A 16,510-nucleotide genomic window follows, 5' to 3' on the forward strand; every position below is an offset into this window, starting at 1 on the left:
CCGATACCTGTTCCAGAACCACGATTGCCGGATGATGCGGATGCCTTCAATCCGCCGTGGACAGGGGTAGGCGGCAAGGGGCCGGCAATCGCGGAAATTTCGAGAACGGCGGGCCCTGGCGAGGTTGTCTCGATGACCGGTGTCGATCTTGATGGACGAACGGGTTTCGAAGTCTTTTCGCAACACCCCGGTGCCGCGGAGGGCGTGGTGACGCCGTTGGCGTCGCTGACGGCTGACGAGACGGCGGCGACGCTGCTGCTGCCAGCCACGCTTCCTTCATGGTCCACCTACCTGATCAGGCCCCAGGGTAGCACTGTTCAAGGGCGCAGCTTCGCAATCAATCGCACGGAAAGCTGGTGGATCGGGCCCGATGCCGCAGCGCCGGGAGCCATCGTCTCGGTCTATGGACGCAACCTTTCGCGGTCCAACGGGACCAGCCAATCCTATCTCTATATCAAGCCGGTCGCTGTTGCCGGGTCGTATGTTCCGGCAATCTCCGTCAACCCCTTCAAGGTCGATTTCGAGGTGCCGGCTCTGCCACCGGGTAACTATGAAGTCTGGGTTCACAATACGCATGGCGGCCGCTTCGGCTGGAGCGGTCCGCTGACACTTGAGGTCCTGTCGCAATCGCCATGGGCGGCGCAGGATAAAAAGCGCATCGATGCCAGGCAGTTCGGTGCAACGGGCGATGGCATGACCGACGACACCGCAGCCATTTTGCGTGCGCTCGACGCCGCGGCCGCAACGGCGCCATCGGTTTTGTATTTCCCCGCCGGGATTTATCTCGTGACAAAGCCTTTGATTGCGCCCGCCAATGTGGCGTGGTTCGGGGAAGGGGTGAACAAAACGGAGATCAGGCTGAACCACAGGATTGATCAGAGCATGGTTGTCGTTAACGGCGACGACACCCGGTTCGGAAACCTGACCCTCAATGCCAACCGCAACATTGCGGGTAAACCTCTTCTTGCTTTGCGCAACGCCAAAAACACACGGCTGGATTCCGTACGTATCGACGCCTGGGGCGTGCCAGCGTTCGATGCTCAGGACACCGTAGGTCTTTTTGTGCATTCGTCCGAGCTGATCGAGAACGGATCCTTTTACGGCGCGAGCCGGCAGGTGTTTTTCTCCAACAATCGGTTTCGGATGACGGGTTACGGCGAATCCGTCGTCGCGCTATGGGGTGGGCGCGATTTCGCCATGACGGGCAACGAGCTGACAAATGCGGATGAAAGCCGCGACGACGGTCATGGCATCGGACGTTTTTTTGTTGGCCAGGCGCATTTCGGGAGCATGCGAAACCTCTATTTTGAGAAAAACATCTCGCGAAACGCCGCGCCCCACGACTGCACCAAGGTCGATTGCAACAAGGGCGAACAGATCTGCTTCGAGATCGTCGGGAGCAAGCTTAAAAACGATTTCGTCCGCGCTTCCTCGAGCTCGGTTACCTTCAAGTCCCTGTCGGATCTGGAGGATACCAAGCCGGGCGGATTCGATCTCGTCATCGTTGGCGGGCGAGGGGCCGGGCAACACCGTCACATCGCGTCGACGGACGGTTCTGTTGTTCTGCTCGAGCAACCCTGGAATGTCGTGCCGGATCGAACGAGCCGTTTTGCTCTGGCAGCGACCGCATCGAGGGCCGTGATATACGATAATGTGTTCGATGGCAGGGCAAGCTATGCGGAGCACGATTCCGATTCCACCGGCGTTCTTCTCTACGGCAACGTCTATGACGTGGTGGTCGACAGCAACCGCATCTCCCAGATGCGACACGGCATGATGACGGTTGCGCTGGACTCGACGCGGGGACTCAGCCCGTATTTCCTGCAATATTCCAACAACAGTGTGACACGCAGCAACAGCGGCCTCTATGTCGGCACGACATTCGCGGATTCCGGGGTTGCCGGCATCTGGGGCGGTCTGGGGAATATTTATCGCAGGAACAGGTTCACGGATATCGCCTATATCGGCGTCGAATATGAAACCTGGAACCACTCCGGCGCCGACTATAATGGGACGGTCTTCGATGGAAATACCTTCGCCAACGTCCGTTACGGCTTCGTAGATGCCTACAAACTCATGTGGACGCACGATGGCAGCTTCAAGGCCGGACCGGCCGAACGCTCAAGGCGGATCAACACGGTGCTCTACGACAATCATTTTACCCGAGGAACGCCAGGGCCCGTTCAAAGTGCGGGTTTCGTGACGATGCATCCGCAGAACAGCTGGATAAATGTCGGCTCTACATGGAGCGGTTTTGCAGTGGGAAACGAGGGGCCAAAGGCCGGCACCGTTAAATCGTCCTCCAATGCTGCAAGGCTAACACCTGATTGAACCGGATTCTATTCCCCGAAAACCCCGGCAAGGTACCTCTAATGACGTATCTGCGGTGAATTGACGAGCTGCCGGAAAGTGGCGAATATGGCTCAATCAATCAAGGCAATGCGATGCCACGGGCCGTTTAGATTAAGGCTCGACGGTTTTCAGTTCAGGCGAGGGGACCGACGGATCGTTCGTTACTCCATGAGTGGCGAGCGATCTGTGGTTCCAGTTTGACGAGGTAATATTCTTGCAAATTTCAATCTCAACCCGTCGGCGCAACAAGATTTGCGCGGCGCTGGTGACGGTTTGTGCCGAACGCAAATAGGCTCGCCCGGTTGAACGAGCGAGCCCTCCCAGTTACCGGGTAACCCCGGTTGCCAGGGACCCGCCAAAGTATCAGGGGGCGACGGGTTACTCTTACAAACCGCTTTTATCGTTTCGGTTCAATCTAGCTATAAGCGGTAGGGTTCGCATCCATCCATGTGCTGTGTGCCGAATTTTCGCGCTTGGGGTAAAAGTATAGGGACAAAAGCGTTAGAGGTTGAGAGACGTTACTTGGCGGCCCCGTTTTCCGCCGCCAAATTGAGCCAGGCATGCACGTCGGTCGCTGTGATCCAGATCCGTCCATCGAACGCGAACATTCCCTTCTCGATTTTGGATGCCGCTATCGTTGCAAACACGTCGACGAATTGCGCCAGACGTTGCGCATCGCACCGCGGTGGGGACTGGATGTCGTTCAGGGCATCCTCTGTCACATGGACGGGCTGCAGCCCTTTCTCGCCGTTCACGATGATGACGGCACGCTGCCTGACCATATGATAACCAACCGGAACGTTCGCAGATTCCATCTCCGTCTCCCTGGCAGTGGTACCGGTCGTTTCTATTCTGTGGAGGAAATCGAGATCCTACCGATCGGAACGCCGGCAAACTCTGCTGATTGGTGCTGGTCCTGCGAGACCGCTGGAGGGCACTATTGAGGATAGCAAATTGCGACATGGCGCTATAGCTCTCCAAAAGCGGTAGCTGCTTTCAGGGCCGCTCAAGCAGGGGCGTCGGAGACGCTCGTCTCTCTTAGTTGACGCTTCCTGTGACGACTGCCGCTGAAACAGGGTCTCTGCCGGATACCGACAGGCGGACGCGCACAACGTCTCCCGCCCGGACCTGCGTATGCTCGTCCGCAGCTGTTTCGCGGTATGTACCTGCAACCTGACGCACGATGAAGAATTTTGTTTGGATCATGTCCTCGAGGCTGGAAACCCGCCGCGCCGTCGAGCCGATCTCGGCCATGGATTGAAGGCTGAAGGCCAGCTTTTTCTTCAAACGCATGATGTCCAGGGAGGTTTCCCGCAATTCGGTCGCAGCGTCATTGTGCCTTTTGCTTTTCAGCTCCAGAATACGCCGCTCTACTTCGCTTTTGTTTTGTTGCGCGCGCGCCAGAAACGATGTCGATTCCAGCACCTGCTGGTTCATGGATAGTAGTTCGCGCTTACGCTCTCTCAGTGCTGATTCTGAGGCTGCACCGCGCGTGACAAGTTCCTTCGATGCGTTGACGTCCATGTCGAGCAACTCTAGTTGCTGGGTGCGCATGACGTTGCTTTTCTGGAGCGTGTCTATCTCCTGAATGAAGTTCTGTCGTTGGACCTCGAGGTTTGTCTTTTCGTCTTGCTGCGCCGAGAGGCGAAGGCGAAACAGACTTTTTTCAGATTCTACGATCTTCTCCAGTGCGGTGCGATCCCGGACAAGTCCGATTTCGTCGCCCTTATACTCAAATTCGGTGTCGTTGAGTTCCGCTTCCAGTCGGACGCGCCGGATATCCTGCGACAGGAGTTGCATCGACATGTCTTCATATTCCTGCTGGGCCGAGATCAACTGTATGCCCGAGGTATCCCTCTGTGCATTCGACTCGCGCAATCCGCCGCCGAGTGCGAAGAGCTCAAGCACGATCATGCCGGGACGGTATTCATATTTTCCCGGCTTCTGAACGTCGCCGACAACGAAGATCGGAGCATATTCCTTGACCGCAACGGCAACGGAGCGGTTTGCCACATGGCTTGCCAGATCGCGGCTGATCCGCGCACCGATTTCGTTCACTGTCTGGTCGACCACGTTGACGTTGCCAAGAAGCGGATAACCGATTGTTCCATCTGCACTGACGGGGAAGAGGCCGGTCAGGCCCGGGTCGCCATAGACGGAGATTGTCAAGACGTCGCCGGTAGCGACCTTGTAGTTCGTGCCATCTGCGGCGGCCGGTAATTGGCAAACGGCCAGAGACAGAAAGGTGGTGCTGGTCATCATCAGGGAAAAGCCCCTGGACCTTGTCACGAAGCGCATGTTTCACCTCTCGCTATGGACGACAGCCGGGGGGCGCAGACTGGTCGCCCGTTTCCGCAGCTTGAAATGAGTATTCCAGTCCCGGAAAATCCTCGGCCAGACCGGGGGGTGGCGCTTTTTCGGGCGTCGGATTCCGTTGAGGATGATGCCTGTGATCGGCCGTCCCGCGACCCGCAGCTTGATGACGGCATTTTTCATGCCCGTGCCATCTGCGACGTCCTGCCGGACCACGAATGATACGGCATCCGACAGGGTGGCGATCCGCAACAGGTCCAGGTCATGGGAAACGGATGGGGCCTCGATCAATACCAGTTCGTATCGCTGTCTCGCCTCTGCAATCAGGCCGGCGAAGCGCTTGCTTCCAAGAACAAGATTTGGCGGCAGGTCGCTTTTCTCGGCGACGATGATATCGACCCCGGAGGCCTGATCGCGTTGGATGATGTCGTCCAGAGACACCTCACGGCTGACCGCCTGGCCAACATGCGACGTCGATCCCACATCGAATTCCCCCCCGAGAGCCGGGTTCCGCAGATTGGCATCGATCAGCAGCAGATTAACGCCGCTCATCGCAAGAGATCTGGCAAGATTGGCGATCACGAACGTCTTGCCTTCCCCATCGGCCGAAGAGGTGAAGGCTATCACTTTCGCCTTGCTCTCGGCCAACTGTATGTGGGTCTGAAGGTCGGCAAACGCGCTGTAGAAATCCGCCGCGCCGCTGCTGAATTTTCCGGGCGTGTTCTGGAGCTCTCTAAAGGAAATGCGTGGAATGCTCCCGATGACGTTCAGTCCGGTTTTCTGTTGAAGAGACGTGATGGAGCCAACGGACCGGTCCGTAAAGTTCAGGATAAAAGCTGCCGCCAAACCGGTGCTGCAACCGAGAAGAAGCGCGACCAGTGCCCACAGACGCTCGTCAGGACTGGTCGGTTTACGGGAAGGCATGGCGCTCGATATGATCCGCGCCTCGGCAGTTGCGATACCGTCCTGTTCGATGGTCTGCTTGTAGCGTGCGAGGTATGTCTCGTAGATCGAGCGGTTCGCTGCTGCTTCCCGGTCAAGTTGCCCGGATTGAACCATTGCCATATCCGTCGTGGAAATGGCGCGTTGCACATCATTGAGGCTGGCCTCTACTTCCTGCCGCTGTTTTTCGTTGACCTCGATCTCGTTGCGCAATGCAGCGATGATCTGGGCGATCTCTGAATCGATCTGCTTGTTGAGTGAACTGAGCTGGGAGGATAACTGCGGCCGCTCTGGACTCATGACGGCGCCGCTTTCATCGATCTGGGCAATGGCCCTGATGACCCTTGCCTGCTCGGCCCTTAAAAGCTGGATTGATGGTGAGGACAGAACTTCGGTAATCCCGAGCCCGTCACCGCTTTTCTGCAGTTCGAGCGCTGTGGCCAGGCGCGCCCTTGACCCCGCCAACTTGGCCTGTAGCGTTGTCAGCTCGACATTTAGACTTGAAAGACGCTGCGACTGCAACGGAAGACCACCAGTGTCTATCAATCCGGATTTTTCGCGAAATTGCGAGGCCTGGCGTTCAGACTCCTCGAGTTCAGTCCGAAGACTGACCAGCCGCTCCCCGAGCCATGCGCTGACACGCCGGGTTGCCGTTGTCTGGAGGTCGATCTGATAGTCGATATAGGCTGCTCCGAAAGCATTGGCGACTTTCGCGGCAAGCGCCGGATCGTTGGCGTAATAGGATATGTAGATTGTATACGACCGGCCATCATTCATCACACGAACATTGGTCATGAGGTTATCGATCATTTTCGATGTCTCGGCGTCGTTGCCAAGCACGATCGCGTCGGCGTCCGCCCGGTCGGAGTTGGGTTGCCGCCCTTCGAGCAGTCGATCTTTTTGCAGGATGACGAGAACCCGTTCCGCCATGGACCTCGACCCGATGATGTCGAGTTCGGTTCGAAGCACCGGGCTTTCCTGCGGCAGCGGAGAGACCACGGATTCGGTGGGGAGCGCCTGAAGCTTGCGGACATCAAGCGCAAGGGTTGCCTCGGCCTTGTAACGGATGGGGGTTAGCGCATAGCCGATTGCCGCGATTGCGAAACTGACGAGAAAGCAGATGAAGACGGCTCTGCGCCGCTCCCGCAGTATGGATATGAAGCGGGAAATACCTTCCTGCTCAACCGGAGATGATGACGACTGGATCATGACGGTTCCTGCTGTAAGCGGGGCGTTCGGTAGCGGTCAGTGGATGTCGTGTGCTTAGCGGTCGTACGCCATGTCGCCGATCTTGCAGGCAACTTCCGTGCGGTTCGTTGCTCCAAGCTTCTTCATGATATTGCGGATATGCACCTTGATGGTGCTTTCACAAAGGTTCAGCTCCAGAGCGATATCCTTGTTCGCCTTTCCGCACCGCAAGGCCTCCGCAATAGCCGATTGACGGCTTGTAAATTTCGTCGGAGGAACGGATGCGTGTGCAGTCAGGCCGAACAGACTTTTCATGTTCATGACGCTGCTGGCTGGTATGAAACGGCCGCCCGCGATTGCAAGACTGATCGCCTGGACGCAGACGTCGATGCTGACGGAACTCGATATGTACCCGCGCACGCCAAGAGCGATCGTATCCAGAATGGTATTGATATCCTGATCGTCAGAGAGCACGACGACGGCGGCCGGAGACACGGCAGCCACAATCTCTGCAAGATCGCGGTTTGTCTCTGCGGACGGACCGGGCCAGGCGCTGACCAGAACTGCCGCAGGCATGCCGATTTCCGCGCGTGCCTGTTGCCATTCGCCGAGATCGGAGAAGGTCAGGATGCGCCTGTCCGCATATTGATAGTTGAGACTATGGGCGAGGCATTCCCGCTCCAGCATGCGACGATCTATGATGGCGATATAGCCAGCCGCACTTGCTGCGGCCTGCGGATGCAGTGCGCCTTCCGGCGGGTTTTCGGAGATGTGGTTCTGGATCATGACGACAATGCCCCCTGTATTGTTTTTGGTTTCTTTTAATTTCCGCAAAACGTCGATTTCGTACCGTAAACGGGCCTTCTGCCTGTTCAGGCGAACGTCAGCTTCCTGACGGTAAAGGCTTCCGCAAAACGTGTAGGCGCACGGCATTCCATTCCCCGCAGCCGCGCCAGACCGCGAAAGGTATCCGCATCGAACCAGTCCTTGGATCTCTGTGTTCCAAAATGCTGCAAGAGAAGCTCGACCTTCATGTTCATCGCGTCTTCGCTCAACGGCACGTAGGCGTTTCTTCTGCCGAAATCGCCGTCCCATTTCGGGATTTCGTATTCCATGATCAGGTGATTTCTGAAGATGTTGGATGTGAGCCTGTTGATTTCGCGGTGATCCTGATGCGCGTCCTCGCGGCTATGCGTGAATATGACGTCGGGACTGACTTTGTCGCGCAATGTCAGCAGCCATGACTTGATCTCGCGGCTCTGCGAGGGAAAGTAGCTGTCCTGAAACGATGCCAGTTCAATCGAGTAGGATGCTGCTTTTGCAAGAAAAGCTTCGGCGGAACTGCGTGCCTCCAGGGCGCGCTCGTTACCGGCACTGAGGACGCACCAATAGACATCGAGCAACACGCCCTTTGAAAGCAGGCTGAGTACCGTGCCTCCGACGCCGATCTCAATGTCGTCGGAGTGAGCTCCGAGACAAAGGATCGACAGACGATCACCGGCGGAAGCGAGGGACATGTTTTTCATGGCAGCAGCTTCGTGTTTGACGACTTTCGTGCCATCGAGGCATCGTCTCCAATCCATGGCATGTCACCACGCTCTACCATTGCCTCCAACGTCTGCCAGTCGCGCAGCGTATCCATTGACCGCCAGAAACCCTCATGTTTGTAGGCCATCAATTTATCTTCAGAAATCAACCTCGAGAACGGTTCCAGCACGAGTTCCTCACCCTCGCGCATGTAGTCGAAAATTTCTGGTCGCATCAGGAAGTAGCCGCCGTTTATCCACATGTCGGATGTTTCCGACGACCGAAATTCCCGGACCCTTCCGCTCTCGTCGATCTCCGCCAGGTGGTAAGTGAGGGGCGGTCTGACAGCCAGAAAACAGGCGAGCTTGTCGCTCTTTTCGAATTGGTCAATCATGTCGTCGAGATCGACGTCGGTCAGGCCGTCGCTATAATTGGCAAGGAACATCTTCTCGCCCTTGAGATGATGACGTACGGCCCAGAGGCGCTCGCCTATATTGCGCAATATCCCCGTATCGATCAGGGATACGCGCCAGTCCCTTGGCAGTTCCTCGAGCAATTCCACGCGTCCGGGGCTCGATATGACGCAATCGGCATAGCTTTCCGGCCGGCTGTTGAGGAAGAATTCTTTTATGACGTGCGCCTTGTAGCCAAGGCAGAGGATGAAGTCCTCATGCCCAAAACGGGCGTAATATTGCATGACATGCCGCATGATCGGTTGAGACCCGAGCGGGATCAGCGGTTTCGGGACGCTTTCGGAATATTCCCTGATGCGAGTACCCCTGCCGCCACAGAACAAGACGACCTTCATTGTACCAACTCCTTCGGATCAATGATGGATATGTCGGGAATTGGAACGACGAATTTCCCGCCCCAGTTTCTGATGTCGTTCATTTGTGCAACGATCTCATTCTTGAGGTTCCAGGGGAGAATGAGAACGTAATCCGGCTTCATGCGCTGGATTTCGCTCACGGGCCGGATCGGAATATGCATTCCCGGCGTGAGGCGACCATGTTTGTAAGGATTGCGATCGACTGCAAAATCGATGAAATCGGTGCCGATACCGCAATAATTTAGTAGCGTGTTGCCCTTTCCCGGTGCGCCATAGGCGCAGATCGATTTGCGCATCTCCTTGAGGCGGATGAGGAAAGACAGGAGGTTTCGCTTTGTCTGGCGCACGGCTTCGGAGAAGGCCGTATAGGTCTCTATTCTGTCGAGCCCGGCATTCAGCTCCCGTTCCAGGAGGCTATCCACGCGGGCTTCACGCGGGAACTTGCTGTCCTCGTGCGAGAAAAAGACCCGCAGCGAACCGCCATGTGTGGGGATCTCTTCGACATCGAAAACCTTTAGCCCATGACGGCGGGCCATTTTTTCTATGGTCAGCAATGAGAAGTAGGAAAAGTGCTCGTGATAGATGGTGTCGAACTGGTTTTCCGCGATTAGCTTTTCGATATGCGGGAACTCAAGGGTGATGACGCCTTCAGGCTTGAGCAGCACTTTCATACCGGCGACGAAATCGTTGATATCAGGCACCTGGGCAAGGACATTGTTGCCGATGATGAGATCGGCTTGTTGGCCTCTGGCCGCCATATCGGTTGCTAGAGCCTCGTTGAAAAATTCAGTCAGTGTCGGAATACCTTTGCCGATCGCCACCTTTGCGACGTTGACCGCCGGTTCAATTCCCAGCATCGGGATGTTGCTGGTCAGGAAATGTTGCAGCAGGTAACCGTCGTTGCTGGCAAGCTCGACAACGAAACTGGATTCGCCAAGCGCGAAGCGCTCGATGACCATGTCGCAGTATCGCTTTGCGTGAGCGACCCAACTGTCCGAGAACGAGGAGAAATACGCGTACTCCGTGAAAATATTCTCGGGCGCCACATATTCCTGAAGCTGGACGAGGAAGCATTCGTCGCAAACGAATGCGTGGAGCGGATAAAACGGCTCGACGTCGTTGGCTGCGTCAGCTGCGACGAAGCTTTCGCAGGGCGGAGACATTCCAAGATCGACGAAGGTATGCACCAATGGCGAGCTGCAAAGACGGCAAAGCCCGACGTGATGCGTCGAGCTCAGTCTTGCAGAAAAAACTGCCTCATTATTCATCTGACGCCCCCTGATTTCATCGCATTGTCTTCGAGTGAATTTCAGAAAATTCTTTTATTAACTGGAAAAAATACTATGGATCGGGGTGGGTGACGATACTGCATTCGGCTCGAAAACGTCATCCATAAGCCGTAGGGTTATATTGGAATCCGCTAAAATTCGCTTCCGGCGGCTGGTTTCCGCAACCGAAAGGGTGACTTATTTGCCAGCCCGCCTTCAAGGTATGGTGCTGCCTATGGGTGTATTCCGGAGCCGCTGAAATGGCGGAGAATTCTTCTTGAATACGGGATTGCATCAGGAGCGCCGAATGCTGTTTGAGAAGACGAAAATCGAGGGGCTCTGGGTCGTCAATACGGTGCCTGTGCGGGACAGTCGCGGCTCTTTTGCCAGGACGTTCTGCAAACGCGAATTTGAGAGCAACGCGCTGGTATCGGACTTCAGTCAGCACAGCCTTTCTCTATCGAAGCTGAAACACACGGTACGAGGGCTGCATTTCCAGCGACCGCCGCATCAGGAGACAAAGCTGGTTTCCTGCGTCAAAGGATCGATCTGGGATGTCGCCGTCGATCTGCGCCGCGGCTCGCCCACCTATCTGCAATGGGTTGGCACGGTGTTGTCGGCCGACAATGGCGCGCAGTTCTACATTCCCGAGGGTTTTGCACACGGCTTCCAGTCGCTCAGCGACGACGTTGCTGTGTCCTATTTGATTTCGGTGCCCTATGCCGAGGCAAGTGCGGCAGGGATCCGGTATGACGAGACCGCGATAGGTGTAGAATGGCCCGCGCCGCCCTCGGTCATATCGGAAAAGGACCTCGGTTGGCCCGCTTTGCAATGAAGGTCTAGCGCGTCAGGAAACCGAGGTTCGAGACAAGACCCGCCTCGAGCAGTCTGCCGGCAGCGCTCGCAATATCGACAAACGGCATTTTAGACCTTTCGGCGATATCCAGTAGTGAGTTGGTTCCATCGGCGAGGTTGAGTATCCATAGATAGGCCATGGTGCGGTCGTCATTCGTCTTATGGCCGCCTATCGCAGGAAAAAGCCCGTATTTTCCCAGCTGTGGCTCACCCTTGGGCCGAAGGTTCAACGGCGTCCAGTTGTCTTCGAGAGCATCGATCATGTCCATGATCATCCAAAAGGATGAGTCGAGATGTTCGGGCCGGATGAAGTCGAGATTATCGGCCGAGGTGTGATATTCGGGAAAGGTTCCGAAAGCGCTTCTTTGCAATAGTCCGACCGGCAGGTTGAAGCCCGGCGAACAGAACTGGCGCTCGTCATAGCCGTAGGGAATGAAGTCGGCGATTGCCAGATGTTTGCGATCCTCTCCGCAGCGGGTGCAGGCGGCGATCCGGTCGATCAGTGCATCTCCCCTGCGGCTGCGCTTGTAGTTCGGCCCGCCCCCGTCACCTATGCACGAAACCACAAGACCATGCGCAATGTTCGATATCCCGTCTTCGTTTTGCGCAAGCCATGACAGGGAGCCGATCGTTCCGGGTGCGAAGACGAACCTGTAGCTGTAATATGTGGACCTGCTTTTCAGGCCTGCAGCAAGACACGTCAGCAATGCCAGGCCGGAACAATTGTCGTTTGCGAGCGACGGGTGACAGATATGCGCGAAGAGAAGCACCTCTTCGGTACTTTGTCCGATATGCAGATATTCGCCGTAATACAGATTGCCTGACGCCTTTTCGGTGTCGATGACGACCTCATAGTCGCCTTCCTCTAGCTTGAGGAATTCATGATGCGACATGCAAAAGCCCCAGGCATCCGTGTAGTAGGCTGTTTTGTAAGGAATGAGATCGGGTTGTGCCGGCAAGGTGTAGATGTGCGCTTGCAGTTCGGCCAGCGGCATCACACGACGTTGAGGGATGCTGTAGCTCATGAGATGCAGGTTCAACATTTGGAAATCGATCACCTTGCGTCCCGCCGCGTTCTTCACATAGGCGTCCCGGACGTTCCATTCCTGGGGCACCGTCCAGTCGAAAACCCGCGTCCCGCTTGGGACGGCGCGCTGCTCGATATCGATATAGTCTTTAAGGATATTGATCGTATCGCGCACGCCTTTGCCGGTGATGCTGCGACAGATCGGAAAGAGGCGGGAAGCCAGATCATGGATAGTCTGGCCGATACCTGCCTCTCTCCATGCATCGCCTGTCAGCTTTGCACCGGGCTCCATCTTGCCCATCCGGGCCTCCTGTTTAAACCGATGCCGCAATATCGGCGTTCTGGCGCGGCGCGGCCATGGGGCGGCGCAGGTTGATGTCGATATCCTTGTCGCCGATCAGCTTCTGGAGCTGGCCGATCCGCTGATAGTGCGGTCCCTCGAATTCGGCCATTGTCAGGCCGGCGCTCTTGTAGGCCCGGTAGAGTTGCTCGGCACCCGCGGCCGCCGTCCATGTCGGTTTGAACGCCGGAAGCGCACGGGCGATCTTGCCAAAATCGACGCGGTAGGAACGGGTATCGGGGCTGGCATCGCTCGCATATTGCAGCCGGCATCCAGGTACCGTGAGAGCGACGATTTCGGCGATCTCCCGGATCTGATAGTTGTGCGCATCCTGTCCGACGTTGAAAGCCTGATTGTGTATTGCATCGGTCGGCGCTTCGAGCGCAGCCAGAAAGGCGCGCGAAATATCCTCGATGTGAACGATTGGGCGCCATGGCGATCCGTCGGATTTCAGGAGGATCAGTCCTTCCGTCACCGCCCAAGCGGTCAGGTTGTTGAGGACGATATCGAAACGCAGCATGGGCGAAAGGCCATACGCTGTTGCCGGACGCATATAGACCGGCGAGAAGCCGGGGCTCGCGAGGCTTGCAATCTCCCGCTCCGCCAGGACCTTCGACGTGCCGTAGGCCGATACCGGTTTCAGCTCTGCCGTCTCGTTGACCAGTCCTTCGCCAGCGGCGCCATAGTTGCTGCACGACGAGGCGAAGATGAAACGCTTGACGCCAGCCTGCTTTGCGGCTCGCGCTGCCCGAACGCTGCCGCGGTAATTGATCTCATAGGTAATTTCCGGATTGAGATTGCTCAGCGGATCGTTGGAAAGCGCTGCAAGATGAATGACAGCGTCGAAACCTTCCATATCCGAAGGCTGGATATCGCGGATGTCCTTGCATACGCCGGGGACCTGCGGCAAAGGTCCGCCTGGAACATAAGCGCAGCGATGGTAGAATTCAGTGTCATAGCCGTGTACTTCGTGACCCGCCTTGCGCAGGATGGGTACCATGACGGAGCCGATATATCCGCGATGCCCGGTGACCAGAACGTGCATGAAATTTCCCCTCAAAATCTATTTTCGATTGCAACGAGCGTATCTTTTCAGGTGAGATCGATGCACCGCGCAAAGCGGCTGTATCGATAATGCGAACGGTCTAGGTGCCTCGGCCGGTTAAGGCTTTCGGATGCTTTCCGATAATTCGGGCATGTCGGCCATGACCAAGCCATGGCTGGCGTGATGCTGCGCGTTGCCGTTGAAACGCCGGAAGACAACCTCGGATGGGCGTCCCGTCAGGAATTTGTCGACGCCGTATTCCAGCGCTTTACGGTAGACGACGAGCGCTCCATCGATGGCGTCAAGCGTTTTGGCTATATCCTCGTCCTCATGCGTGTAGCTTACAACGAGAGACGGTGCGAGAAGGCCGCGACGGATGGTTTCCTGCAGAAACAGCGAGCGAAAAGCCTGAGACGGCTTTCCGGTCTGGTCCAGCGTGAAGTAGCTGAGGCAGGCGGAGTGGCCCTGAATGCCGAAGTAGGAATCCAGTCCGTGCGCAATTGCGATCTGGCTGATGGCGGCGCGCAGCGAATTTCCCTGTCGGACCAGATGTGGGACCACGGGTTCCTGCGTGTAAACTTTCATGGTCGCGATGGCCGCCGCCATCGCATGCGTTTCCGCGCCATGCGTCGTCGAAAGCAGGAAGACGCGGGGGGCATCGGTTTGATCGATACCGCCTCGTTCCATGAACTCCCGCTTGCCGGCAAGTGCGGAAATCGAAAAGCCGTTCCCCAGCGCCTTGCCGAAACAGGATAGATCGGGGACGATATCGTATGTCTTCTGCGCGCCACCCGCATCCCAGCGGAAGCCGGTGATCATTTCGTCGAGAATAAAAAGCGCGCCGTTTTCGTGACAAAGCTTCTGGAGTTTGTGAAGAAACTGGTCCCGAGGCGGATCACCGCGTGACGGCTCCAAAATAAAGGCGGCGATACGACCTGGAAAGCGGTCAAACAGACTGCGCGCACTTGCCAGATCATTATAGCTGAAGCCAAGGACCAGATCCTGGATCGCCTGAGGAATGCCCGCATTCATCTCCGTTGTTCCGATGAACCAGTCGTCAGTGGAGAAAAAGGGGTGGTCGCTGCAGCGCGCGATCAGGTCACGGCCGGTAACAGCCCGTGCAAGTCTTATCGCGGCGGATGTTGCGTCGGAACCGTTCTTGCAGAATTTGACCATTTCGGCCGTCTGGATCGTATCGAGAAAGGTCGAGGCGCAATCCACCTCGATCTTTGACGGGCGCGTGAAATTGCAGCCGCGGTATAGTTCCGCACGCGCGGCCTCTACGACGTCTGCATAGGCATGGCCAAGGCCGACAGCCCGATTGCCCATGCCGTACTCGATGTATTCATTTCCATCGACATCCCAGACATGACAGCCATATCCCCGTTCAATAAAGCCGGGAGACAGGACAGGGTACTGGTCGTCACCCTTTGCATAGGTATGTGCACCGCCCGGTATGATGTTGCGGGAGCGCTGGCGCAGTCGATCCGAGTTTTCGAAATTTTCGACGAAAGTTTGCATGGCGCAATCCCGGGTCCATATGTCCAATGACCAGAGATTACCGTATCCGGCTCGGTGGCCGTTACCCCGTCTTTATGTTGGGAATGCTAGCCGAAAGGCTTAGAGGAGATGTACAGCCTTCCCGTCATAATCGCTCCGATGCGTCCGCATCATGCGGGGCCCGACACCCGCAGGCAATTATGGTTCCGCAATAGGTCCACTGCACGACACTTGATTTTAGTTTTTGAAGAGATCGGATATTTTGAAGATCACTTCCGTTCTGTTTTTGGCGCCTACTTTCTTCATGATATTGCGAATATGTACCTTTACGGTGCTTTCACGAAGATTGAGCTCATAGGCGATGATCTTGTTTGGCTTGCCTTGCGTCAAGGCGTTGATGACGTCGACCTCACGTTGGGTGAACATGGCCGTGCGCTGACGTTCCTTGTCTTCCGCAACTACGAGCAACTGCCTGAGATCGCTCAGATTTTCAGCCGATACGAACGCGCCGCCCGCCAATGCAAGCGAGATAGCGCCCACGCACACCGCCAGTCCTATCGACGAGGAGATGTATCCCCGAACGCCCGCGTCGAACGCCCTCATGACCTGACGCAGATCGCGGTTTTCAGCGAGAATGACGACCGGCAGATAAGGGAAGTCGGCAATGAATTCCCGTAACTCATGGAGGGATACGTCATCACAAAAATCGCTGCGACCGACGTTGACCAGGATGCCGCTATGCTGGCCGTTTGGAGCATGTCTCCAGTCGTCGAGTGATGAAAACAACTCGACTTCCATATCAAGGCCGTATGCGATCAGGCTCTGAGCCAGACACTCACGGTCGAGCGCGCGGTCATCGATGATCGCCAGCTTTCTGACTGAAGTTTCCATAGGTTTCGAGTGCGCAACCACATGGAAATTTGATGAGAATTGGCTATGTCCGTTGTTGGGAACTGATGTCAGCATGGTATGTCCTATCCGCGCTAAAGAGTGCTTTGCGGATCTGTCTGGCTTGGCAGAGACGCAACCGAAGATTTTCTTTCTAAGATTCGGCACCACGGAAGTTTGAAGTAATTCAACCCGGAACGCCGTCATCAATCAGAACTTCGGAAGCTACTCTGTTGCGGTCTGGATTTTTCGGAATTTAAAAATCGGCCAGAAATCAACAGACGTGGCACTACCCGAATTTCGACTCCGGCATCCTACAATGGAGTATCGCAACTGGAAAAGGTTCGGAAATTACTCACTTTTGATTGAGATTTCGAGCGGGCGTTCAATCTGGCATGATGTGGGTAGACAACCAGACACGCCATAACTGTTGAAA

General features: G+C 56.1%; 13 protein-coding genes. 2 read left to right on the forward strand and 11 right to left on the reverse strand.

Annotated elements, in window-relative coordinates:
- Positions 1-24 precede the first annotated feature (24 nt).
- Positions 25-2,331 carry a glycoside hydrolase family 28 protein gene (locus tag T18_RS18640; RefSeq protein WP_038493621.1) on the forward strand — a complete coding sequence of 769 codons (2,307 nt, stop codon included), beginning with the start codon at positions 25-27 and terminating at the stop codon, positions 2,329-2,331.
- Positions 2,332-2,870: 539 nt separating this feature from the next.
- Here T18_RS18640 and T18_RS18645 read toward each other — a convergent pair.
- The 7 genes from T18_RS18645 to T18_RS18675 all read right to left on the reverse strand — a co-directional run bounded on the left by T18_RS18645 (position 2,871) and on the right by T18_RS18675 (position 10,419).
- Positions 2,871-3,167, reverse strand: a complete 297-nt coding sequence (locus T18_RS18645) for a hypothetical protein (protein WP_038493618.1) — start codon at positions 3,165-3,167, stop codon at positions 2,871-2,873.
- Between the two features lie 223 nt (positions 3,168-3,390).
- Positions 3,391-4,614 (reverse strand): polysaccharide biosynthesis/export family protein, encoded by a 1,224-nt coding sequence (locus tag T18_RS18650; protein ID WP_233284956.1) that lies wholly within the window; start codon positions 4,612-4,614, stop codon positions 3,391-3,393.
- A 39-nt stretch (positions 4,615-4,653) separates the two neighbouring features.
- Entirely contained in the window at positions 4,654-6,816 is a 2,163-nt protein-coding gene (locus T18_RS18655) for a GumC family protein (RefSeq protein ID WP_038493612.1), read from the reverse strand.
- A 54-nt stretch (positions 6,817-6,870) separates the two neighbouring features.
- On the reverse strand, positions 6,871-7,581 hold the full coding sequence (locus T18_RS18660; RefSeq protein ID WP_038495738.1) for a response regulator transcription factor: 711 nt from the start codon (positions 7,579-7,581) through the stop codon (positions 6,871-6,873).
- 86 nt (positions 7,582-7,667) lie between these two features.
- Entirely contained in the window at positions 7,668-8,321 is a 654-nt protein-coding gene (locus tag T18_RS18665) for a PIG-L deacetylase family protein (protein WP_026330955.1), read from the reverse strand.
- A complete protein-coding gene (locus T18_RS18670) occupies positions 8,318-9,130 on the reverse strand; it encodes a glucose-1-phosphate cytidylyltransferase (RefSeq protein ID WP_038493609.1) in 813 nt (270 codons plus the stop codon). Before T18_RS18670 ends, T18_RS18665 begins: the two co-directional genes overlap by 4 nt.
- Positions 9,127-10,419 carry a class I SAM-dependent methyltransferase gene (locus T18_RS18675; RefSeq protein ID WP_038493607.1) on the reverse strand — a complete coding sequence of 431 codons (1,293 nt, stop codon included), beginning with the start codon at positions 10,417-10,419 and terminating at the stop codon, positions 9,127-9,129. Before T18_RS18675 ends, T18_RS18670 begins: the two co-directional genes overlap by 4 nt.
- Positions 10,420-10,726: 307 nt before the next feature.
- Here T18_RS18675 and rfbC point away from each other — a divergent pair, with 307 nt between their 5' ends.
- Positions 10,727-11,254 (forward strand): dTDP-4-dehydrorhamnose 3,5-epimerase, encoded by a 528-nt coding sequence (gene rfbC / locus T18_RS18680; RefSeq protein ID WP_038493604.1) that lies wholly within the window; start codon positions 10,727-10,729, stop codon positions 11,252-11,254.
- Positions 11,255-11,258: 4 nt separating this feature from the next.
- Here rfbC and T18_RS18685 read toward each other — a convergent pair whose 3' ends face one another.
- The 4 genes from T18_RS18685 to T18_RS18700 form a co-directional block, all read right to left on the reverse strand.
- Positions 11,259-12,602, reverse strand: coding sequence for a DUF4910 domain-containing protein (locus T18_RS18685; RefSeq protein ID WP_038493601.1), 1,344 nt, complete (start codon positions 12,600-12,602; stop codon positions 11,259-11,261).
- A 13-nt stretch (positions 12,603-12,615) separates the two neighbouring features.
- Complete coding sequence (locus T18_RS18690) at positions 12,616-13,686, reverse strand: NAD-dependent epimerase/dehydratase family protein (RefSeq protein ID WP_003517624.1); 1,071 nt, start codon at positions 13,684-13,686, stop codon at positions 12,616-12,618.
- Between the two features lie 117 nt (positions 13,687-13,803).
- Positions 13,804-15,207: a glutamate-1-semialdehyde 2,1-aminomutase gene (locus tag T18_RS18695; RefSeq protein ID WP_038493598.1), complete on the reverse strand. Its 1,404-nt coding sequence runs from the start codon at positions 15,205-15,207 to the stop codon at positions 13,804-13,806.
- 216 nt (positions 15,208-15,423) lie between these two features.
- On the reverse strand, positions 15,424-16,152 hold the full coding sequence (locus T18_RS18700; RefSeq protein WP_038493595.1) for a LuxR C-terminal-related transcriptional regulator: 729 nt from the start codon (positions 16,150-16,152) through the stop codon (positions 15,424-15,426).
- Positions 16,153-16,510: the final 358 nt, after the last annotated feature.

The organism is Rhizobium sp. TBD182, assembly GCF_001950375.1.
Classification (GTDB): Bacteria; Pseudomonadota; Alphaproteobacteria; order Rhizobiales; family Rhizobiaceae; genus Agrobacterium; species Agrobacterium tumefaciens.